Raw genomic sequence first — 20,481 nt, 5'->3', positions numbered from 1 at the left:
TTGAATGATCATTCCCACGCAGAGCGTGGGAACGATCAAGATCAAATGTGGGAGCCTTAGCCCAGGTTCTTGCCCAGCAGCGCGTGGTAAAGCTCACTGTCGCCCAAGATCCCCACCACCTTATTGTTGCTGTCATGCAGCACCAACTTGTTCCCGGTGTGATAACGAATCTGCAATGCATCGCGCATGCCGATATTCGAATCCACCAGCGTCGGCACCCGGCCCAGGCCTTCTACCGCTTGCCCTGGCGCCCAGTTCTGCAGGTTCAGCACCGCGCCATTCTGGCGAGCGCCCTGGATGGTGTTGCCTTCGGCCAGGTCCAGCCACGAATCGCCACCAGGATCGAGGCACACTGAACCGTTGATGCGTTTGCAGTTGTCCAGGGTGCGCATCAGGCTGCGACCGCACAGTACGTTCAGCGGGTTGGTGTGGGCGACGAAGGTGCGCACATAGTCGTCCGCCGGGTTCAGCACGATCTCTTCCGGCACGCTGTACTGGATGATCTTGCCGTCTTTCATGATCGCAATGCGGCTACCCAATTTGAGCGCCTCATCCAGGTCGTGGCTCACGAACACAATGGTCTTGCTCAGCTTGCGTTGCAGCTCCAGCAATTCATCTTGCAGGCCTTGGCGGATCAGCGGGTCGAGGGCGGAGAAAGGTTCGTCCATCAGCAGGATATCGGCGTCCATCGCCAACGCGCGGGCCAGGCCGACGCGCTGCTGCATGCCGCCGGACAGCTCGTCCGGCTTCTTGTTACGCCATTGGGCCAGGCCCACCAGTTCAAGTTTCTCGTCCACCAGCTTGCGCCGTTCTTTCTCCGGGCGGCCCTGCATTTCCAGGCCGAAGCTGATGTTCTCGCGCACCGTCAGCCAAGGCATCAGGGCGAACTTCTGGAACACCATGGCGATACGCTTGGTGCGCATCATCTTCAGCTCGGCAGGCGTGCACGATGCGATGTCGATCTGGCGCCCTTCGTGCTCCACAAACAGCTGGCCACGGCTGACGGTGTTGAGGCCGTTGATGCAGCGCAGCAAGCTCGACTTGCCCGAGCCCGACAGGCCCATGAGCACGCAGATCTCGCCTTTTTCGATGTCCAGGCTGGCTTTTTCAACGCCGACAATCTGCCCGGTCTTTTTCAGGATCTCGTTGCGGTGCATGCCCTGGTCGAGCAGCTTGAGTGCCTCGCGCGGGTCTTTGGAGAAGATCACATCGACATTGTCGAATCGGATAATGCTCATGCATCACCCCCTACTTTGGCGTCGGGTTGTTTGCAGATGCGGTCGAGCATGATGGCCAGCAACACGATTGCCAGGCCAGCTTCAAAGCCCAAGGCGATGTCAGCGGTGTTCAGCGCGTTGACCACCGGCTTGCCGAGGCCGTCGGCGCCCACCAGGGCCGCGATCACCACCATCGACAACGACAGCATGATGCATTGGGTAATGCCGGCGGCAATGCTCGGCATGGCGTGGGGCAGTTCAATCCGCGAGAGCAACTGACGGCGCGAGCAGCCAAAGGCCTTGCCGGCGTCCATCAACTCTTGCGGCACATCACGGATACCCAGGTAAGTCAGGCGGATGGGCGCGGCAATCGCGAACACCACCGTGGAGATCAGCCCAGGCACCACACCCAGCCCGAAGAGGGTCAGGGTAGGGATGAGGTAGACGAAGGTCGGTACGGTCTGCATCAGATCGAGCACCGGCCGCATCAGGGTGTAGAACATCGGTTTGTGCGCGGCAACAATGCCCAGCGGCACGCCGATGACCACGCAGACCAGGGTGGCGAACAACACCTGCGCGAGGGTTTCCATGGTTTCCTGCCAGTACCCCAGGTTGAGGATTAGCAGGAAGGAGGCGATGACAAAAACAGTCAGGCCCCATTTGCGTTGAATAAAGTGAGCGAGTAGCGCAATCAGACCGATCAATGCCAGCGGATTGAACCAGGTCAGCGCAAACGTCACGCCGTGGATCATCGTTTCCAGGGTCGATGCGATTGCGTCGAAATAGTTGGCACCGTGTTTGGTCAACCATTCGACGAAGGCAGCGATGTACTGGCCTAGTGGGATTTTCTGTTCAGTCAGCATGGTAGTGAATGTCCACATGCGAAGGGGAAAACATCCCAGGCCAGCGCACCGGCCTGGGGTCAGCACTTACTTAGCGAGGTATTCCTTGACGGCCTCCAACCCTGGTTTGCCATCGACGGTGGTCACACCGGCCAGCCAGGTGTCGAGCACTTGCGGGTTCTTCTTCAGCCAGGCTTTCGCCGCGGCGTCGGGCTTCATCTTGTCGTCCAGGACGTTGCCCATCAGGGTGCTTTCCATGTTCAAGGTGAACGACAGGTTTTTCAGCAACTGACCCACGTTGCTGCATTCCTGGGTGTAGCCCTTGCGAACGTTGGTGTAGATGGTGGCCTGGCCGTAGTTGGGGCCGAACGAGTCGTCACCACCGGTCAGGTACTTCATCTTGAAGCGGGTGTTCATCGGGTGCGGTTCCCAGCCGAGGAACACGATGGCCTGGTCGCGTTTGGTGGCGCGTTCCACCTGCGAGAGCATCCCGGCTTCGCTGGACTCGACCACTTTGAAACCTGCGGTTTTCAGGCCGAAGGCGTCTTTGTCGATGAGGGTCTGGATGGTGCGGTTGCCGTCGTTGCCCGGCTCGATGCCGTAGATCTTGCCGCCCAGTTCATCCTTGAATTTGACGATGTCGGCGAAGTCTTTCAGGCCCTTGTTGTACAGCGCTTCCGGGACGGCCAGGGTGTACTTGGCGTTTTCCAGGTTGGCGCGCACGGTTTCCACGGTGCCGGCATCACGGTACTGCTTGATGTCGTTCTCCATGGTCGGCATCCAGTTGCCGAGGAAGATGTCCATGTTCTTGCCGTCGGCCAGCGACTTGTACGTCACCGGCACCGAGATCATCGTGGTGCGTGGCTTGTAGCCGAGGCCCTTGAGGACTTCGCTGGTGGTTGCGGTAGTGACGGTGATGTCGGTCCAGCCGACATCGGAGAAGTTAACGGTCTTGCACTGTTCCGGTTCTGCAGCGTTTGCCAGGACTGGCAGACTCAGCATGGCGGCCAACAACAACGAGGGTGAACCTTTCATCGGGGTAGACTCCTGTGTCTTTTTTCTGGCGGCATTCGCCGCGCTTTATAAGTGTTGCGGTTGGGGCGTGCGACAAAGCGGCGGCGCGGTGCCTTGCAAACGAGTCGAGACTGATCATGTACCAGTGAAAATCTGACGCCTACAGGGTGCGTCGTATCCAGTACAGGGATGGTCGTATCCAGTGTCGGTGACGTCGCTTACAGATTTTTCCAAAGGCAAAACCGCTGTTTTTACCGATCTGCACCGCTAAAAACGGCCAAAACGCTTGATCGCACAGGAGCGACGCTGGTGAGCATGGATGCGTCGGTGTGAGACGCCGTGAGGGCGGATAAAAGCTTGATGATGCCGCCATCTGGGCGATCTGAGCGTAGCACCTCGTTCAAGCCTGGCCGTGCTTATCGAGGAGTTCTACCGCAATGGCTATCAGCGTTTTCGACCTGTTCAAGATCGGCATCGGGCCTTCTAGTTCTCACACCGTCGGCCCCATGCGCGCCGCGGCGTTGTTCGTCCAGGCATTACGTGAACGTGAATGGTTGGAACAAGTCAGGCGCGTCGAAGTTCAGCTGTACGGCTCTTTGTCGGCCACCGGCATCGGCCACGGCAGCGACACCGCCACCATCATGGGCCTGATGGGCGAGTGGCCCGACGCAATCGACCCCTCGCAAATCGGCCTGCGTATTCACACCCTGCGCGAGACCGACACCCTGCTGCTCGACGGCCGTTTGCCGGTGCCATTCATCTGGGCGCGCGACATGCGCCTGCTCGACGAAAACCTGCCGTTTCACCCCAACGCCATGACCCTTGTCGTGTTCGGCGATAACGGCGAGCTGCACCGCGACACTTACTATTCGGTGGGTGGCGGTTTTGTCGTGGATCAAGCCCAGGCGCAAAGCGGCGTGGCCGATATGGACCGCACCGAACTGCCGTATGATTTTTCCAGCGCGGTAGAGCTGTTGCAGCTGTGCAAGACCCACAACCTGCGCGTCGCCGAATTGATGCTGGCGAATGAAAAGACCTGGCGCAGCGAAGAGGAAATCCGCAGCGGCCTGATGAAGCTGTGGCGCGCCATGCAGGATTGCGTGGAGCAGGGCCTCAAGCACGAAGGCATCCTGCCGGGCGGGCTCAATGTGCGTCGCCGCGCTGCCAAGTTGCATCGCAGCTTGCAGGAGTTGAACAAGCCCAATGTGATCGGTTCGACCTTGAGCGCCATGGAATGGGTCAACCTGTTCGCCCTGGCGGTGAATGAAGAAAACGCCGCCGGTGGGCGCATGGTCACCGCGCCCACCAATGGCGCGGCAGGCATCATCCCGGCGGTGCTGCACTACTTTATGAAGTTCAGCGAAGAGGTCACTGAAGCCAACGTCGTCGACTACCTGCTCGGCGCGGCGGCGGTGGGCATTCTGTGCAAAAAGAACGCGTCAATTTCCGGCGCCGAAGTCGGCTGCCAGGGTGAGGTGGGTTCGGCCTGCGCCATGGCCGCCGCCGGGTTGGCCGAGATTCTCGGCGCCACGCCGGAGCAGGTGTGCAACGCCGCCGAAATCGGCCTGGAACACAACCTCGGCCTGACCTGCGACCCGGTGGGCGGGCTGGTGCAAGTGCCGTGCATCGAGCGCAACGCGATTGCGGCAGTGAAAGCGATCAACGCGGCGCAAATGGCCCTGCGTGGCGACGGCCAGCACTTTATCTCCCTGGACCGCGTGATCCGTACCATGCGCGATACCGGCGCGGACATGCATGACAAGTACAAAGAAACCTCGCGGGGTGGGTTGGCGGTGAGTGCGGTTGAGTGCTGAGACCGAGTCGCCTGCATCGCAGGCAAGCCAGCTCCCACCTTTGAATGTATTCACAGGTCAAAATGTGGGAGCGGGCTTGCCCGCGATAGCGGTGGCTCAGCCAAACTGCTCATAAAGTGAACACCCGGATCCAAAAGCGCCACCTTTTAGCGCGTCGCAAACAGACAAGTAGCCCTCAGACGATTCCTCGCCCGACCACCCGTCACCCGTGCGTGCGGTGACAGACTTTTCCCACGCGCTCAAAGCGCCTTCCCACAAGTGCTACCGATCTGCTCACACCCCGTGATCAGGCTCGCTCCAATGGCCTTTTCGGGTCATATCCCGCACTCGTTGCGCGGGCTTATATAGACGCGTCATCAGGTCGTTTTCAGGAGTTATTGAATGGCCATTCAATTTTAGGCATGGCATTTGCTCTATCAATTCAAAGCCTCTCCTTTCCAGGGCGAGCGCAATAACAAGAGCCTCGCCTGAGGCCATCACCCGCTTTGTGTGAGGAGATACCGCGATGACGTCGTTCAACTCCGGGGCTCAACCCCAGAACCGTGCGCCTCAATCCATCGGCTTTTTGCTGCTGGACAATTTCACGCTGATTTCCCTGGCGTCCGCAGTGGAACCCCTGCGCATGGCCAACCAGCTGTCCGGCCGCGAGCTGTATCGCTGGACAACCCTGAGTGTCGACGGAAACCAGGTGTGGGCCAGCGACGGTCTGCAAATCACCCCCGATGCCTCCATGCACAAAGCCCCGGCCCTGGACACTGTAATTGTGTGCGGCGGCGTGGGTATCCAGCGCACCGTCACCCGTGAGCACGTGTCGTGGCTGCAAAGCCAGGCGCGCCAGTCGCGTCGCCTTGGCGCCGTGTGCACCGGCAGTTGGGCCTTGGCCTGCGCCGGCTTGCTCGACGGTTTTGATTGCAGCGTGCACTGGGAATGCCTGGCGTCGATGCAGGAAGCCTTCCCGCGTGTGGCCATGAGCACACGCCTGTTCACCCTCGACCGTAACCGCTTCACCAGCTCCGGCGGCACCGCGCCGCTGGACATGATGCTGCACCTGATCAGCCGCGACCACGGCCGTGAATTGTCCGCCGCGATTTCCGAAATGTTTGTGTACGAACGCATCCGCAACGAACAGGATCACCAGCGCGTGCCGCTCAAGCACATGCTCGGCACCAACCAGCCGAAGCTGCAGGAAATCGTTGCGTTGATGGAAGCCAACCTCGAAGAGCCGATCGACCTGGACGAGCTGGCGGTGTACGTCGCCGTGTCGCGTCGCCAGTTGGAGCGGCTGTTCCAGAAATACCTGCACTGCTCGCCGTCGCGCTACTACCTCAAGCTGCGCCTGATCCGTGCACGGCAGTTGCTCAAGCAAACGCCGATGTCGATCATCGAAGTGGCCTCGGTGTGCGGGTTTGTGTCCACGCCGCACTTCTCCAAGTGCTACCGCGAATACTTCGGCATTCCACCACGGGATGAGCGCGTAGGGTCCAACACCACCCAGCAAGTGGCGATGATGCCGATTCCGCAGGCGCTGGTGTTGTCACCGTTGTCGGGGCCGATGTCGGCGTTGAGCCAGGCCAGGAATGAGTCGACTTTCGCGAGTGTAAGGCTCTAGACCGAGTCGCCTGCATCGCAGGCAAGCCAGCTCCCACCTTTTGATGTGTGAATACATTCAAAGGTGGGAGCGGGCTTGCCCGCGATAGCGATCTGTCAGGCGCCAGAGTTTTGCTTGAACTGCACCAAAGCCGGCAACAACTGCTTGTCGATCGCCTGCCGCACTGCCGGCAGGATCGTCGCGCTGCCGGTGTACATCTGTTCCACCATGCCCTTGAGCGCCTTGGCCCGGGCCGCGCTCAAGCCGCGCACTGCGCAATCGCAGGCCTGCTCGGCGGTAGCACCGCTGGACACTTCAAAACCCAGCGAGCGCAGTTGGCCCAGCAGGTCATCCTGGTCAATCAAATCCGCGTGCATCATGACGTTCATCCTGGTGTAGGGAGCGGGGATTGACTTGGATTCTGGTAGGCCCTCGACCGGTCGGCAAGGGCAGATTCAACGAATGGCTCATATGGCTATGAGCAGGTCGTTTTCGGGTCATTTACCGACAGAAGTAATAGGCACACTGAACGCCAGGCACGCACCTTGAAGGTTTGGTCACCCTCGGGATGTCACGCTCACACCAAGCACTCTGCCCCGATCCAGTCACGGCTGGACGGGGCTTTTTTTGCTGAGGTTTGTGGTGGCTGTGCTGGCCTCTTCGCGAGCAAGCCCGCTCCCACATTTGACTGCATTCCAACTTTGGAACTCGGTCTAATGTGGGAGCGGGCTTGCTCGCGAAGGCCGCACCTCGGTCTACCTTTGCATCCAGCGCAATGATCGGCGCCAGCCGGCGATCGTCGCTGTGACGGTCTTTATTGCGAAACTCCACGGGGATTTCACACAGCGCGCGAAACGCCTCGGGGTCTTCCATCACGGCCGCATAGTCGAATAGGGGCAGTGCAAGTACGAAAATCGGCAACAGCGGCGGCGGTTTGCATTGCGATTCCTTAGTGTTTTTTGGGCGGCAATCCAATCACACGACCGAGCAGGGCAGGCCGGGGCAGGTCGGCCTGATCAGCGCTGATGGCGATGAGTTTTTCCAGGGTCGCTTCGGTAAACGGCGCTGAGTGCGGGCCGGCGAGGTCGACGTGCAGCAGCATCTGCTCGTTGCCCGCCAGTTCCTTGTCGTCGCCCACCCAATGCAGGCTGTGATAGAGGTGCAGGCGCTTGGCATCGTGGGCGATCAATTGGGTGTGCACTTCTACCTTGGCACCCAGTTTTACCTCGTGCAGGTAGTTCAGGTGCAGTTCCAAAGTGAACAGTGAATGGCCGCTGGCCTCACGGTTTTCACTGTCCAAACCCAGAGTGTCCATCAACGCGTCGGTGGCGTAGCTGAAGATCAGCAGGTAGAACGCATCGCGCAGGTGGCCGTTGTAATCTACCCAGTCGGGCTGGATGTTGGTGGTGTAAGTCGTCAGTGCAGGCATGGCGTAGATTCCGAACAATGTACTCGGTCAAAATGTGGGAGCTGGCTTGCCTGCGATGGCGGCGGTGAGTCGTACACCGCTATCGCAGGCAAGCCAGCTCCCACAGGAAATCAACAGCGGTTATTCAGCGAAGCTCATGCCGTGTTTGGCTTTGGTGGTTTTTACCGCTTCCAGCACCGCCAACAGGCAATCATCACGATAGCGCTCCAGCGCCGAAATGCTGTGCTTGCCCAGCTGTTCACTGGTGCCATCCACCACATCATCAATCAACTTGTCGGTCAGCTCCGGCGCCGGCAAATACGTCCACGGCAACTGCAGCGCCGGGCCGAACTGCGCCATGAAATGCCGCATGCCGGCATCGCCTCCGGCCAGGGTGTAAGTGAGGAAGGTGCCCATGAACGACCAGCGCAGCCCGGCGCCAAAACGGATGGCATCGTCGATTTCGCCGGTGGTTGCCACGCCGTCGTTGACCAGGTGCAGCGCCTCACGCCACAGCGCTTCGAGCAAGCGGTCGGCGATAAACCCTGGCACTTCCTTGCGCACGTGCAGCGGGCGCATGCCGAGGGATTCATACACCTTCATCGCCGCTTGAATAGCCTCGGGTGCGGTATTTTTGCCGCCTACCACTTCCACCAGCGGCAGCAGGTAAACCGGGTTGAACGGGTGGCCGACCACGCAGCGTTCCGGGTGAGTGGAACCCTCGTAGAACTCACTCGGCAACAGGCCTGAAGTGCTTGAACCAATCAACGCATTCGGTTTGGCCGCCGCGCTGATTTTGCTGTGCAATTGCAGCTTGAGGTCCAGGCGTTCCGGGGCGCTTTCCTGGATGAAATCGGCGTCTTTCACGCACTCTTCGATAGTGGCGACAAAGCGCAGGCGGTCTTGGGAGGCGCCTGGCGCCAGGCCTTGTTTTTCCAAGGCGCCCCAGGCGTTGGCGACGCGTTTGCGCAGGGCCGCTTCGGCGCCGGGCGCCGGGTCCCAGGCGATTACATCCAGGCCGTGGGCGAGGGCGCGGGACACCCAGCCGCTGCCGATAACGCCGCTGCCGAGGGCGGCGAAGGTTTTGATTTCGGTGATAAAGCGCATGTCGACTTCCTAAAGTATTCGCAAATTCTGTATGAGTAACCGGTTCAATGTGGGAGCGGGCTTGCTCGCGAATGCGGTGTGTCAGTTGATGCATTCGGTGACTGATTCACCGCATTCGCGAGCAAGCCCGCTCCCACACAAGCCCGACTCCCACAGGGTGCAGTAGTGTTTGGAAAAATTAGCCGCGCTTGGTCAGGCCCATCTTGATTCGGCCTTCCGCCGGGGTCATGACCCGCGCGCCCAGGCGGCTGAGGATTTCACTCGCGCGCTCCACCAGTTGGCCGTTGGTGGCCAGCACGCCTTTGTCCAGCCACAGGTTGTCTTCCAGGCCGACCCGCACGTTGCCGCCCAGCAGCACCGCTTGCGCGGCCATCGGCATTTGCATGCGGCCGATGCCGAAACCGGCCCATACCGCGTCGGCGGGCAGGTTGTCGACCATGGCTTTCATGGTGGTGGTGTCGGCCGGTGCGCCCCATGGGATGCCCAGGCACAGTTGGAACAGCGGGTTGTCGAGCAGGCCTTCCTTGATCATCTGCTTGGCGAACCACAGGTGGCCGGTGTCGAAAATTTCCAGCTCAGGCTTAACGCCCAGCTCTTGAATACGTTTGGCGCCAGCGCGCAATTGCGCCGGGGTGGACACGTAAATGGTGTCGCCATCGCCGAAGTTCAGCGTGCCGCAATCGAGGGTGCAGATTTCCGGCAGCAGCTCTTCCACGTGGGCCAGGCGGGTCAGTGGGCCGACCAGGTCGGTGTTGGGGCCGAACTCCATGGGGTTCTCGCCGCCACCGATTTCCAGGTCGCCGCCCATGCCGGCGGTGAGGTTGACGATGATGTCGATGTCGGCCTCGCGGATGCGCTCCATCACTTCGCGGTACAGGGCAACGTCGCGGCTGAACTTGCCGGTTTCGGGGTCACGCACGTGGCAGTGCACCACGGTCGCGCCGGCCTTGGCGGCTTCTACTGCAGCGGCGGCGATTTGTTTGGGCGTGACGGGCACGTGTGGGCTTCTGCCGGTCGTGTCGCCAGCACCGGTGAGTGCGCAGGTGATGATGACGTCGTGGTTCATGAGGCGGTTCCTTACAGGCGGGCGTAGTGATGCCGCTCGCAGCCCACAGCGGCTGCGACACGGTGATTCGAATATGGTTATTGGCTGGTCAGTTGCAGGTTGGCCGCGGCGGGCTTGCCGTCGAAGGTGGTCACGCCTTCGAGCCAGCGCTGCTGGTCTTGCGGGTGGTCCTTGAGCCACTGCTTGGCGGACTCGATGGCGTCCTTGTGATCCAGCAACGGCTGCATCATCCGGCTCTCGTCGGCGGCGGTGAAGGTCAGGTTGGTGAGCAACTTGTGCACGTTGGGGCACTGTTCGGCGTAGGTCGGCGAGGTAACGCTCCACACCGTGGCCATGCCTTCGTTCGGGCCCAGGGCGTCGTCGCTGCCGGTGAGGTAAGTCATGGCGACGTTGACGTTCATCGGGTGCGGCGCCCAGCCGAAGAACACCACGGCTTCCTTGCGGCGTACCGCGCGGTCGACGGCGGCGAGCATGCCGGCCTCGCTGGACTCCACCAGCTGGAACTTGCCCAGGCCGAACTGGTTCTTGGCGATCATCGCCTTGATCTGGGTGTTGGCGCCCGAGCCTGGCTCGATGCCGTAGATCTTGCCGCCCAGTTCTTTTTCGAACTTGGCGATGTCGGCGAAGGTTTTCAGGCCCTTGTCCGCCAGGTACGTCGGCACGGCGAGGGTGGCGCGGGCGTCTTCCAGGCTGGGTTTCTCGAGGACTTTGACTTGCTTGGCATCGACGAACGGCGTGATGGTCTGGGTCATCAACGGGTTCCAGTAACCCAGGAACATATCCAGGCGTTGGTCACGGATGCCCGCGAAGATGATTTGCTGGGAGGCGCTGGTCTGTTTGGTCTTGTAGCCGAGGCCATCGAGCAACACTTGGGTCATGGCGCTGGTGGCGATTACGTCGGTCCAGTTCACCACGCCCATGCGCACGTTCCGGCAGGATTCTGCGTCGGCCGCGAATACGCTGGTGCTCAAAATGGCGCTGGCGCTGAGTGCAAGCACGCAGCGGCTGATCAGTCGGTTCATGGTGGATCCCTCGGCAGGTCGTTATTGTGGGGGCCGGCGTCTTTGTGCGCCGTGGGATCAAGTTACGTACCTTCGGGCCCGACAAAACGCACGGCGGCGACCCGCTCTTGCACTGCAGCGACCTGTGCTCTTGAATGGCCCGTTGAACTGGCGTATCACAGTGACCACGCTGCCCGTCCTACGAGAGCGCCACCATGTCCCAGGATTTCTACTTTCTGTTGATGCCGGGTTTCTCGGCCATCGGCTTTATCTCCGCGCTGGAACCGCTGCGGGTGGCCAACCGCTTTCGTGGCGAGCTGTACCGCTGGCATGTGTTGAGCGCCGACGGCGGCGCGGTGCTGGCGAGCAATGGCATGTCGGTCAACGCCGACGCGGCGCTGGAACCGCTGAAAAAAGGCGCGACGCTGATGGTGGTTGCCGGCTTCGAACCCTTGAAGTTCACCACACCCGCGCTGGAACACTGGCTGCGCCGCCTCGACCATGAAGGCGTGACCCTCGGCGCCATCGACACTGGCGCCTGTGTGCTCGCTGAGGCCGGTTTGCTCGACGGCCACCGCCTCACCCTGCACTGGGAAGCCATCGACGCCTTCAAGGAGTCTTATCCACAGCTCACGGTGACCCAGGAACTGTTCGAGATCGATCGCCGCCGCATCACCTGCGCCGGCGGCACTGCGTCCATCGACCTGATGCTTGACCTGATCGCCCAGGCCCACGGCCCGGAGCTGGCGATCCAGGTTTCCGAACAATTCGTACTCAGCCGCATCCGCCCACGCAAAGACCACCAGCGCATGCAGATCGCCACGCGCTACGGCATCAACAACAAGAAGTTGGTGCAGGTGATTGGCGAGATGGAACAACACACTGAACCGCCGCTGAGCACCCTGGCATTGGCCGACGCGATCAAAGTCACGCGGCGCCAGTTGGAGCGGTTGTTTCGTCTGCATTTGAACGATACGCCGAGCAACTTCTACCTCGGCCTGCGCCTGGAAAAAGCCCGGCAGCTCTTGCGCCAGAGCGACCTGAGTGTGCTGGAGGTGAGCATTGCGTGCGGGTTTGAGTCGCCGTCGTATTTCACCCGCAGCTATCGGGCGAGGTTTGCCAAGTGCCCGCGGGAGGATCGGCGACAGGAGGTGGTTTGATCGTTTTTTAGCCAATTATAGTCGAGGCTATAATCAGGTATAAATCGCGGTTCCAGTACTTCCACCACGTACTTCAAAAATGCACGCGTACCAACTGTGGGAGCGGGCTTGCTCGCGAATGCGGTGGGTCAGTCAGCACATCAGTTACTGACACACCGCATTCGCGAGCAAGCCCGCTCCCACATTGATCTTTGCTGTGGCTTATTTTTTTAGCAGGGCCGAACACGCCGCCTTGTAGGCCTCATGCTGATATTTGTTCAGCGAGGCCGGCAGCTCAAAGCCGTGTTTCTTGTTCTGCGCATTGATAGTCTGCGGCGACAACAGCATCACCTCAACGCCATCCAGCAACTGAAACACACCTTCAATCTTGAACGTGGTCGGGCCACCGGCGAATTCGCCTTTTTTGCTGCGCTTCTTGATCGCAATGCGGGTGATCGCGTTTGCCTGTACGAAAGCCTTCACCTGGGCGGCGAAGGCTTTGACGTTGGCCGCTTCATCGTCATCTTCGAGGGCGATTTTCTTGGTGGCCAGGGCGACGTGTGTCAGCGCCTGGCTGTCCAGTGAGGCGACAGCGATGATGGCTTCGCTGCCCTTGATTTCGATGCCGCAGATAGTCATGAATGGCCTTGATTCAGAGGAAAGTGGCAGGGATTGTCGCTTATTCCTGCCCAATCGACTCCAAAAACTCCGACCGCTCATCACTCATCCGCGCCAGGCAGTCATTCTGCTGGATCGCGTAGTCCTTGCTGCCATTCACCGCCGGGAAGGTGTCCACGGCGCAATCGGCGTCACGCAGTTTTTCCCATTTCTGCTGGGCATCCTTCAGACGAGCGGTAATGTCGGCCAGTTGCGACTTGTTGCTGCCATAGGTCGAACCCATGCGTTCCAGCAAGCCTTGATAGTTATCCTTGAGCAATTGCTCGGCGGTGGTCTTGTTGTAGGTGGCGCATTCCAGGGTTTGCTTGTCGTTCTCGATGCCATCGCACGGCGTGTTGTCCGTGTCTTCGGCCGCGTGGACGCCGGTTGCGATGAGTGCCAAAGCCAGGAAAATCGATTTCATTGCGCCGTCTCATATCAGGTGATGCGGAATTCTGGCTCAAGCGTAAGACAAAGAACAGTCGTCAGTCAGACGTGTCATGTAGGCCTTTGTCGCGGATTGACGCTTTCGGCAATTCCCCTGTCGTTTTTGCACCCGGTTCGTTCAGCCCCTGGGCATATGCTGGCCCCAAAGCGCCGGCAGACGATTCGGCGCATGAATCGCCAATAAGGGGACGCCTGATGAGCCCAGCCGAATTGCACGCCGACAGCATCGTTATCGACGGGCTGATCATTGCCAAGTGGAACCGTGACCTGTTCGAGGACATGCGCAAAGGTGGCCTGACCGCCGCCAACTGCACGGTGTCGGTGTGGGAAGGCTTCCAGGCCACGATCAATAACATCGTGGCCAGCCAGACCCTGATCCGTGAGAACAGCGACCTGGTGATCCCGGTGAAAACCACCGCCGACATCCGCAAAGCCAAGGAGCAGGGCAAGACCGGCATCATCTTCGGCTTCCAGAACGCCCATGCGTTTGAAGACCAGTTGGGCTACGTCGAGATCTTCAAGCAGCTCGGCGTGGGCGTTGTACAGATGTGCTACAACACCCAGAACCTGGTCGGCACCGGCTGCTATGAGCGCGACGGCGGCCTGTCGGGCTTTGGCCGTGAAGTCGTCGGCGAGATGAACCGCGTCGGCATCATGTGCGACCTGTCCCACGTCGGCTCCAAGACCAGCGAAGAAGTCATCCTCGAATCGAAAAAACCGGTGTGCTACTCCCACTGCCTGCCTTCAGGTCTTAAAGAGCACCCGCGCAACAAGTCCGATGAAGAGCTTAAGTTTATTGCGGACCACGGCGGTTTTGTCGGCGTAACCATGTTTGCGCCGTTCCTGGCCAAGGGCATCGATTCCACCATCGACGACTACGCCGAAGCCATCGAATACACCATGAACATCGTCGGCGAAGACGCCATCGGCATCGGCACCGACTTCACCCAGGGCCATGGCCAGGATTTCTTCGAAATGCTGACCCACGACAAGGGCTACGCCCGCCGCCTGACCAGCTTCGGCAAGATCATCAACCCGCTGGGCATCCGCACCGTGGGCGAGTTCCCCAACCTCACCGAGACCCTGCTCAAGCGCGGTCACAGCGAGCGCGTGGTGCGCAAAATCATGGGCGAAAACTGGGTCAATGTCCTGAAGGACGTCTGGGGCGAGTAAGCCACCGCCAACATTTCTTTTCCCCAGGCCATCCGGTGCCTGGGGCATCCAAACGAATTTTCTGGAGTTAAGTTTCCATGGCCAAGATCGCCCCGCAATTGCCTATCGAAGTCGACAGCGAAACCGGTGTCTGGACCTCCGACGCCCTGCCGATGCTGTATGTGCCGCGCCATTTCTTCGTCAACAACCACATCGGTATCGAAGAAGTGCTGGGCGCAGATGCCTACGCCGAAATCCTCTACAAGGCCGGCTACAAATCCGCCTGGCACTGGTGTGAAAAAGAAGCTGAATGCCACGGCCTGGAAGGCGTCGCGGTGTTTGAGCACTACATGAAGCGCCTGTCGCAACGCGGCTGGGGCCTGTTCAAGATCCAGGACATTGACCTCGACAAAGGTACCGCCAGCGTCAAGCTCGAACACTCGGCCTTCGTCTACGTGTACGGCAAGGTTGGGCGCAAGGTCGACTACATGTTCACCGGCTGGTTTGCCGGCGCCATGGACCAGATTCTGCAGGCGCGTGGCAGCAACATCCGCACCGTAGCCGAACAAGTCTACGGAGGCTCCGAAGAGGGCCACGACGACGGCCTGTTCACCGTCAAGCCGTTGTAAGTCGAGGAACCGTGCCATGGCTTTCGAAGCAATGTTCGCGCCGATCCAGATCGGCAAACTGACCATCCGCAACCGCGTGCTCAGTACCGCCCACGCCGAGGTGTATGCCACCGACGGCGGCATGACCTCCGACCGCTATGTGAAGTATTACGAAGAGAAAGCCAAGGGCGGGATCGGCCTGGCGATCTGCGGCGGGTCTTCCAGTGTGGCCATCGACAGCCCGCAAGGCTGGTGGAAATCGGTCAACCTGGCCGATGACCGCATCATCCCGCACTTCCAGAACCTGGCCGATGCCATGCACAAGCATGGCGCCAAGATCATGATCCAGATTACCCACATGGGCCGTCGTTCGCGATGGGATGGCGAGCATTGGCCGACGCTGCTGTCGCCGTCGGGCATCCGCGAGCCGGTGCACCGTGCGACCTGCAAAACCATTGAGCCGGAAGAAATCTGGCGCGTGATCGGCAACTACGCCACTGCTGCGGCGCGGGCCAAGGCCGGTGGCCTGGATGGCGTGGAACTGTCGGCGGTGCACCAGCACATGATCGACCAGTTCTGGAGCCCGCGGGTCAACAAGCGCACTGACGAATGGGGCGGCAGCTTCGAAAACCGCATGCGCTTCGGCCTGGAAGTGTTGAAGGCCGTACGTAAGGAAGTCGGCCCGGATTTCTGCGTGGGCATCCGCCTGTGCGGCGACGAATTCCACCCGGACGGCTTGTCCCACGAGGACATGAAGCAAATCGCCAAGTACTACGACGACACCGGCATGCTCGACTTTATCGGTGTGGTCGGCTCGGGGTGCGACACCCACAACACCCTGGCCAACGTGATCCCGAACATGAGTTATCCACCGGAGCCTTTCCTGCACCTGGCCGCCGGTATCAAGGAAGTGGTCAAGGCCCCGGTGCTGCACGCGCAGAACATCAAGGACCCGAACCAGGCCACGCGCATTCTGGAAGGCGGTTATGTGGATATGGTCGGCATGACCCGCGCCCACATCGCCGACCCGCACCTGATCGCCAAGATCAAGATGGGCCAGGTCGACCAGATCAAACAATGCGTCGGCGCCAACTACTGCATCGACCGCCAGTACCAAGGGCTGGACGTGCTGTGCATCCAGAACGCCGCGACTTCGCGCGAATACATGGGTGTGCCGCACATCATCGAGAAGTCCACAGGGCCCAAACGCAAAGTCGTGGTGGTGGGTGCCGGCCCGGCCGGGATGGAAGCTGCCCGCGTTGCCGCCGAGCGTGGCCACGACGTGACGCTGTTCGAGAAGAAAGACTTTATCGGTGGGCAAATCACCACCGCCTCCAAGGCCCCGCAACGCGACCAGATTGCCGGCATCACGCGCTGGTTCCAGCTGGAGTTGGCGCGCTTGAACGTTGACCTGCGCCTGGGCGTGGCGGCGAATGCCGATGCGATCCTCGACCTGCGCCCGGATGTGGTGGTGCTGGCTGTGGGCGGGCATCCGTTCCTGGAGCAGAACGAACACTGGGGCGCGGCGGAAGGCCTGGTGGTCAGCAGCTGGGACGTGCTCGACGGCAAGGTGGCGCCGGGCAAGAACGTGCTGGTCTACGACACCATCTGCGAATTCACCGGCATGTCGGTGGCCGATTTCCTCGCGGACAAAGGCTGCCAGGTCGAGATCGTCACCGACGACATCAAGCCGGGCGTGGCCATCGGCGGTACGTCGTTCCCGACTTACTACCGCAGCATGTACCCCAAGGAAGTGATCATGACCGGCGACATGATGCTGGAAAAGGTCTACCGCGAAGGCGACAAGCTGGTGGCGGTGCTGGAGAACGAATACACCGGCGCCAAGGAAGAACGCGTGGTCGATCAGGTTGTTGTCGAGAACGGTGTGCGCCCGGACGAAGCGCTCTATTACGGGCTCAAGGAAGGTTCGCGCAACAAAGGCCAGATGGACATCGAGGCGCTGTTCGCGATCAAACCGCAGCCGTGCCTGAGCGAGCCGGGCGAGGGGTACTTGCTGTTCCGCATCGGTGACTGTGTGGCGCAGCGCAATACCCACGCCGCGATCTATGACGCCCTGCGCCTGTGCAAGGATTTCTGACCCACTTGATCGTTCCCGCGCTCTGCGTGGGAATGCCGCCCTGGACGCTTCGCGTCCGCTCTTAGGTCGTGACGCAGAGCGTCACAGGATGCATCCCCACGCAGAGCGTGGGGACGATCATTGACCCCGTGGTCTTTGGGAGCTTCACCATGTTGAACATCCTTCTTCCCATCCTGCTCTTTGCCGCCCTGGGCCTTGCCGTCCTCGGCGCGCTGCGCCGGGTGAACATGTGGCGCCGTGGCCGTGCCTCCAAAGTCGATTTGCTCGGCGGCCTGCTGGCCATGCCCAAGCGCTACATGGTCGACCTGCACCACGTGGTCGCCCGCGACAAATACATTGCCAACACCCACGTCGCCACCGCCTTGGGCTTTGTGCTGTCGGCGTTGCTGGCGATTCTGGTGCACGGTTTCGGCCTGCATAACCGCATCCTCGGTTACGCCTTGCTGCTGGCCTCGGTGCTGATGTTTGTCGGCGCCACCTTCGTCTACCTGCGCCGTCGCAACCCGCCTGCGCGCTTGTCGAAAGGCCCGTGGATGCGCCTGCCGAAAAGCCTGATGGCGTTCTCGGTGAGCTTCTTCCTGGTGACGTTGCCGGTGGCCGGAATTCTGCCGGCCGACTTCGGTGGCTGGCTGCTGGCGGCATTGCTGAGCCTGGGCGTGCTGTGGGGCGTGTCGGAAATGTTCTTCGGCATGACCTGGGGCGGCCCGATGAAACACGCCTTCGCCGGTGCCCTGCACCTGGCCTGGCACCGACGCGCCGAGCGCTTTGGCGGCGGCCGTTCCACTGGCTTGAAGCCGCTGGACTTGAGCGACAAAACCGCGCCACTGGGCGTGGAAAAACCCAAGGATTTCACCTGGAACCAACTGCTTGGCTTTGACGCCTGCGTACAGTGCGGCAAGTGCGAGGCCGCGTGCCCGGCGTTCGCCGCTGGCCAGCCACTGAACCCGAAAAAGCTGATCCAGGACATGGTGGTCGGCCTGGCCGGTGGCACCGATGCCAAGTTCGCCGGCAGCCCGTATCCCGGCAAACCTGTCGGCGAACACAGCGGCAACCCACACCAGCCGATCGTCAACGGCCTGGTGGATGCTGAAACCCTGTGGTCGTGCACCACCTGCCGCGCCTGCGTGGAAGAGTGCCCGATGATGATCGAGCACGTCGACGCCATCGTCGACATGCGCCGCCACCTCACCCTGGAAAAAGGTGCCACGCCAAACAAGGGCGCCGAAGTCCTGGAAAACCTGATCGCCACCGACAACCCTGGCGGCTTCGCACCGGGCGGTCGGCTGAACTGGGCAGCGGATTTGAACCTGCCGTTGTTGAGCGAAAAAGGCAGCTGCGATGTGCTGTTCTGGGTCGGCGACGGCGCCTTCGACATGCGCAACCAACGCACCCTGCGCGCGTTCGTCAAAGTGCTGAAAGCGGCCAAGGTCGACTTCGCGGTACTTGGCCTGGAAGAGCGTGACAGCGGTGACGTCGCGCGGCGCCTGGGCGATGAAGCCACCTTCCAGCTGCTGGCCACGCGCAATATCCAGACGCTGGAAAAATACGGCTTCAAACGCATCGTCACCTGCGACCCGCACAGCTTCCACGTGCTGAAAAACGAGTACGGCGCGTTCAATGGCAACTACCTGGTGCAGCACCACAGCACCTTCATGGCCGAGTTGATCGGCGACGGCGCGCTGAACCTGGGCCAGCACAAGGGCAACAGCGTGACCTATCACGACCCTTGTTATCTGGGCCGCTACAACGGCGAATACGAGGCGCCGCGCCAAGTGCTGCGCGCGCTGGGCATCGAGGTCAAGGAGATGCAACGCTCGGGCTTCCGTTCACGCTGCTGCGGCGGCGGTGGCGGTGCACCGATCACCGACATTCCCGGCAAGCAACGTATCCCCGACATGCGCATGGAAGACATCCGCGAAACCGGCGCCGAGTTGGTGGCCGTAGGTTGCCCGCAGTGCACGGCGATGCTCGAAGGTGTGGTTGAACCGCGCCCGTTGATCAAAGACATCGCCGAACTGGTGGCCGACGCTTTGCTCGAAGACGCCGCCCCGGCAAAAGCCCCGATTAAGCGTGAACCTGCGGAGGTGCATTGATGAGCGACATTATCCGCCGCGACCCACGGGCCGAATGGATCGCCCGCAACCGCCTGCACCCGCTGCATGCGGCGATGCAGCCGGCGCTCCACAGTTGGATGGGGCCTAACGGCGTCATCCGCAAAAACCTGCACGGCGTGGGTTTTATCGGCCCCAACGGCCTCAAGCGTATCGACCGCAGCGGTGCCCAGCAGGGCGGCGCGGTCAAGCGCACGGCGGCAGTGGACGTGCAGTTGCCATTGCATCAGGTGACAGCCCCGGCGTTCTACATCAACGTGGTGCCCGACATGGTCGGTGGCCGCCTCAGCAGCCACGACCGCGATCTACTTGGCTTGGCGCGGCAACTCGCCGGCAGCGACGGGGCAGTGCTGGCGGTGGTGTTTGGCGAACACAAGGAAAGTGCCTTTGCCACGGCGGGCGTCGACCGGCTGTTGGTGCTGGACGGCCACGAATTCGACGGTTATTCACCGGAACAACGTGTGCACGGCCTGCGGGCTGTGGATAACCAGTACAACCCACGCCATTGGCTGCTGCCGGACAGCCGCAGTGGCGGCGGCGAACTGGGGCGGCGTTTTGCTGCGAGCCTCAAGGAACGCCCGGCCACACGCGTGTGGCAGATCAAGGACGGGGCGTGCATCGGCCGCGCCGGTGCGGGCCAGGAAGATTTGGCCCGACCATTGCCACGCCTGATTCTCGCGGCGGCCGAATGTGCCGATCCGGTCAGTGAAACGCGTCACGAAGTGTTGGCCATGGAGTTATCCACACCCCTGGCGCGCAGCTTGCCGCGCATCGAAGACCTCGGCGCGGTGGCGGTGGACCCGGCCGCGATTCCGATGGCCGAAGCCGAATTCATTTTCTCCGGCGGCAACGGCGTGAAGGATTGGGCACTGTTCCACCAGACCGCCGCCGCACTGGGCGCCACCGAAGGTGCGTCACGGGTGGCAGTGGACGATGGCTTTATGGCGCGTGATCGCCAGGTCGGCGCCAGCGGCACCTGGGTTACGGCGCGGGTTTACGTGGCCGTGGGGATTTCCGGGGCGATCCAGCACCTGCAAGGCATCGGTGCCTGCGACAAGGTGGTGGCGATCAACCTCGATCCGGGCTGCGACATGATCAAGCGTGCCGACCTGTCGGTGATCGGCGAGAGCGCCGCGATTCTGCAAGCCTTGATCGCTGCGGTCGAGGCCTACCGCAACGGCGCCAAGCGCGACGCGGCTTAAGGACATGACC

At 61.1% G+C, this 20,481-nt stretch carries 18 protein-coding genes and 1 pseudogene; 8 read left to right on the top strand and 11 right to left on the bottom strand.

What is annotated here, in order from left to right; translation table 11 throughout:
• Positions 1 to 56: 56 nt before the first annotated feature.
• The 3 genes from choV to PspR76_RS28360 form a co-directional block, all read right to left on the bottom strand.
• The gene (choV, locus tag PspR76_RS28370) at positions 57 to 1,238 is read right to left on the bottom strand and encodes a choline ABC transporter ATP-binding protein (RefSeq protein ID WP_159960503.1); all 1,182 of its coding nucleotides are present in this window, start codon (positions 1,236 to 1,238) and stop codon (positions 57 to 59) included.
• Entirely contained in the window at positions 1,235 to 2,080 is an 846-nt protein-coding gene (choW, locus tag PspR76_RS28365; RefSeq protein ID WP_150295675.1) for a choline ABC transporter permease subunit, read from the bottom strand. Before choW ends, choV begins: the two co-directional genes overlap by 4 nt.
• 66 nt (positions 2,081 to 2,146) lie before the next feature.
• Positions 2,147 to 3,094, bottom strand: coding sequence for a choline ABC transporter substrate-binding protein (locus tag PspR76_RS28360; RefSeq protein ID WP_159960501.1), 948 nt, complete (start codon positions 3,092 to 3,094; stop codon positions 2,147 to 2,149).
• Between the two features lie 416 nt (positions 3,095 to 3,510).
• Between PspR76_RS28360 and PspR76_RS28355 the strand changes: the two genes are divergently transcribed.
• Together PspR76_RS28355 and PspR76_RS28350 are read left to right on the top strand one after the other, a co-directional pair.
• On the top strand, positions 3,511 to 4,887 hold the full coding sequence (locus tag PspR76_RS28355) for an L-serine ammonia-lyase (protein ID WP_159960499.1): 1,377 nt from the start codon (positions 3,511 to 3,513) through the stop codon (positions 4,885 to 4,887).
• A 505-nt stretch (positions 4,888 to 5,392) separates the two neighbouring features.
• Positions 5,393 to 6,496, top strand: coding sequence for a GlxA family transcriptional regulator (locus PspR76_RS28350; RefSeq protein WP_005792167.1), 1,104 nt, complete (start codon positions 5,393 to 5,395; stop codon positions 6,494 to 6,496).
• 95 nt (positions 6,497 to 6,591) lie between these two features.
• On the opposite strand, the gene PspR76_RS28345 is transcribed toward PspR76_RS28350, so the two are convergent.
• The 6 genes and pseudogenes from PspR76_RS28345 to PspR76_RS28320 form a co-directional block, all read right to left on the bottom strand.
• Positions 6,592 to 6,855 (bottom strand): hypothetical protein, encoded by a 264-nt coding sequence (locus PspR76_RS28345; RefSeq protein WP_159960497.1) that lies wholly within the window; start codon positions 6,853 to 6,855, stop codon positions 6,592 to 6,594.
• Positions 6,856 to 7,237: 382 nt separating this feature from the next.
• A pseudogene (locus tag PspR76_RS28340) lies at positions 7,238 to 7,357 on the bottom strand (gamma-butyrobetaine dioxygenase); the annotation flags it as partial.
• 67 nt (positions 7,358 to 7,424) lie between these two features.
• Entirely contained in the window at positions 7,425 to 7,904 is a 480-nt protein-coding gene (locus PspR76_RS28335) for a thioesterase family protein (RefSeq protein WP_159960495.1), read from the bottom strand.
• A gap of 120 nt (positions 7,905 to 8,024) precedes the next feature.
• Positions 8,025 to 8,990 carry an L-carnitine dehydrogenase gene (locus tag PspR76_RS28330; protein WP_159960493.1) on the bottom strand — a complete coding sequence of 322 codons (966 nt, stop codon included), beginning with the start codon at positions 8,988 to 8,990 and terminating at the stop codon, positions 8,025 to 8,027.
• A gap of 178 nt (positions 8,991 to 9,168) precedes the next feature.
• Positions 9,169 to 10,056 (bottom strand): 3-keto-5-aminohexanoate cleavage protein, encoded by an 888-nt coding sequence (locus tag PspR76_RS28325; protein WP_159960491.1) that lies wholly within the window; start codon positions 10,054 to 10,056, stop codon positions 9,169 to 9,171.
• Between the two features lie 77 nt (positions 10,057 to 10,133).
• Entirely contained in the window at positions 10,134 to 11,078 is a 945-nt protein-coding gene (locus PspR76_RS28320; RefSeq protein WP_159960489.1) for a choline ABC transporter substrate-binding protein, read from the bottom strand.
• A gap of 194 nt (positions 11,079 to 11,272) precedes the next feature.
• Between PspR76_RS28320 and PspR76_RS28315 the strand changes: the two genes are divergently transcribed.
• The gene (locus PspR76_RS28315; RefSeq protein ID WP_159960487.1) at positions 11,273 to 12,217 is read left to right on the top strand and encodes a GlxA family transcriptional regulator; all 945 of its coding nucleotides are present in this window, start codon (positions 11,273 to 11,275) and stop codon (positions 12,215 to 12,217) included.
• A gap of 201 nt (positions 12,218 to 12,418) precedes the next feature.
• On the opposite strand, the gene PspR76_RS28310 is transcribed toward PspR76_RS28315, so the two are convergent.
• Together PspR76_RS28310 and PspR76_RS28305 are read right to left on the bottom strand one after the other, a co-directional pair.
• Positions 12,419 to 12,835, bottom strand: a complete 417-nt coding sequence (locus PspR76_RS28310; RefSeq protein ID WP_159960485.1) for a DUF3010 family protein — start codon at positions 12,833 to 12,835, stop codon at positions 12,419 to 12,421.
• 40 nt (positions 12,836 to 12,875) lie between these two features.
• Entirely contained in the window at positions 12,876 to 13,277 is a 402-nt protein-coding gene (locus PspR76_RS28305; RefSeq protein WP_056857778.1) for a lysozyme inhibitor LprI family protein, read from the bottom strand.
• 218 nt (positions 13,278 to 13,495) lie between these two features.
• Here PspR76_RS28305 and PspR76_RS28300 point away from each other — a divergent pair, with 218 nt between their 5' ends.
• The 5 genes from PspR76_RS28300 (at position 13,496) to etfA (ending at position 20,471) form a co-directional block, all read left to right on the top strand.
• On the top strand, positions 13,496 to 14,473 hold the full coding sequence (locus PspR76_RS28300; protein ID WP_016972866.1) for a dipeptidase: 978 nt from the start codon (positions 13,496 to 13,498) through the stop codon (positions 14,471 to 14,473).
• Positions 14,474 to 14,550: 77 nt separating this feature from the next.
• Positions 14,551 to 15,081 carry a DUF5943 domain-containing protein gene (locus PspR76_RS28295; RefSeq protein ID WP_128588989.1) on the top strand — a complete coding sequence of 177 codons (531 nt, stop codon included), beginning with the start codon at positions 14,551 to 14,553 and terminating at the stop codon, positions 15,079 to 15,081.
• A 16-nt stretch (positions 15,082 to 15,097) separates the two neighbouring features.
• Positions 15,098 to 17,158, top strand: coding sequence for a dimethylglycine demethylation protein DgcA (gene dgcA / locus PspR76_RS28290; RefSeq protein WP_159960483.1), 2,061 nt, complete (start codon positions 15,098 to 15,100; stop codon positions 17,156 to 17,158).
• 149 nt (positions 17,159 to 17,307) lie between these two features.
• Entirely contained in the window at positions 17,308 to 19,251 is a 1,944-nt protein-coding gene (dgcB, locus tag PspR76_RS28285; RefSeq protein ID WP_159960481.1) for a dimethylglycine demethylation protein DgcB, read from the top strand.
• Positions 19,251 to 20,471: an electron transfer flavoprotein subunit alpha gene (gene etfA / locus PspR76_RS28280; RefSeq protein WP_159960479.1), complete on the top strand. Its 1,221-nt coding sequence runs from the start codon at positions 19,251 to 19,253 to the stop codon at positions 20,469 to 20,471. Before dgcB ends, etfA begins: the two co-directional genes overlap by 1 nt.
• The last annotated feature ends 10 nt before the right edge of the window (positions 20,472 to 20,481 follow it).

This window comes from Pseudomonas sp. R76 (assembly GCF_009834565.1).
In the GTDB taxonomy this organism is placed as follows: Bacteria; Pseudomonadota; Gammaproteobacteria; order Pseudomonadales; family Pseudomonadaceae; genus Aquipseudomonas.
Note: the sequence above shows the minus strand (reverse complement) of the source record. Positions and strands in the feature narration are given on the sequence as shown.

Excerpts from the sequence above, each read along its gene's own strand:
- choV (WP_159960503.1), bottom strand. The coding sequence starts at position 1,238 with ATGAGCATTATCCGATTCGACAATGTCGATGTGATCTTCTCCAAAGAC.
- choW (WP_150295675.1), bottom strand. The coding sequence starts at position 2,080 with ATGCTGACTGAACAGAAAATCCCACTAGGCCAGTACATCGCTGCCTTC.
- PspR76_RS28360 (WP_159960501.1), bottom strand. The coding sequence starts at position 3,094 with ATGAAAGGTTCACCCTCGTTGTTGTTGGCCGCCATGCTGAGTCTGCCA.
- PspR76_RS28355 (WP_159960499.1), top strand. The coding sequence starts at position 3,511 with ATGGCTATCAGCGTTTTCGACCTGTTCAAGATCGGCATCGGGCCTTCT.
- PspR76_RS28350 (WP_005792167.1), top strand. The coding sequence starts at position 5,393 with ATGACGTCGTTCAACTCCGGGGCTCAACCCCAGAACCGTGCGCCTCAA.
- PspR76_RS28345 (WP_159960497.1), bottom strand. The coding sequence starts at position 6,855 with ATGATGCACGCGGATTTGATTGACCAGGATGACCTGCTGGGCCAACTG.
- PspR76_RS28335 (WP_159960495.1), bottom strand. The coding sequence starts at position 7,904 with ATGCCTGCACTGACGACTTACACCACCAACATCCAGCCCGACTGGGTA.
- PspR76_RS28330 (WP_159960493.1), bottom strand. The coding sequence starts at position 8,990 with ATGCGCTTTATCACCGAAATCAAAACCTTCGCCGCCCTCGGCAGCGGC.
- PspR76_RS28325 (WP_159960491.1), bottom strand. The coding sequence starts at position 10,056 with ATGAACCACGACGTCATCATCACCTGCGCACTCACCGGTGCTGGCGAC.
- PspR76_RS28320 (WP_159960489.1), bottom strand. The coding sequence starts at position 11,078 with ATGAACCGACTGATCAGCCGCTGCGTGCTTGCACTCAGCGCCAGCGCC.
- PspR76_RS28315 (WP_159960487.1), top strand. The coding sequence starts at position 11,273 with ATGTCCCAGGATTTCTACTTTCTGTTGATGCCGGGTTTCTCGGCCATC.
- PspR76_RS28310 (WP_159960485.1), bottom strand. The coding sequence starts at position 12,835 with ATGACTATCTGCGGCATCGAAATCAAGGGCAGCGAAGCCATCATCGCT.
- PspR76_RS28305 (WP_056857778.1), bottom strand. The coding sequence starts at position 13,277 with ATGAAATCGATTTTCCTGGCTTTGGCACTCATCGCAACCGGCGTCCAC.
- PspR76_RS28300 (WP_016972866.1), top strand. The coding sequence starts at position 13,496 with ATGAGCCCAGCCGAATTGCACGCCGACAGCATCGTTATCGACGGGCTG.
- PspR76_RS28295 (WP_128588989.1), top strand. The coding sequence starts at position 14,551 with ATGGCCAAGATCGCCCCGCAATTGCCTATCGAAGTCGACAGCGAAACC.
- dgcA (WP_159960483.1), top strand. The coding sequence starts at position 15,098 with ATGGCTTTCGAAGCAATGTTCGCGCCGATCCAGATCGGCAAACTGACC.
- dgcB (WP_159960481.1), top strand. The coding sequence starts at position 17,308 with ATGTTGAACATCCTTCTTCCCATCCTGCTCTTTGCCGCCCTGGGCCTT.
- etfA (WP_159960479.1), top strand. The coding sequence starts at position 19,251 with ATGAGCGACATTATCCGCCGCGACCCACGGGCCGAATGGATCGCCCGC.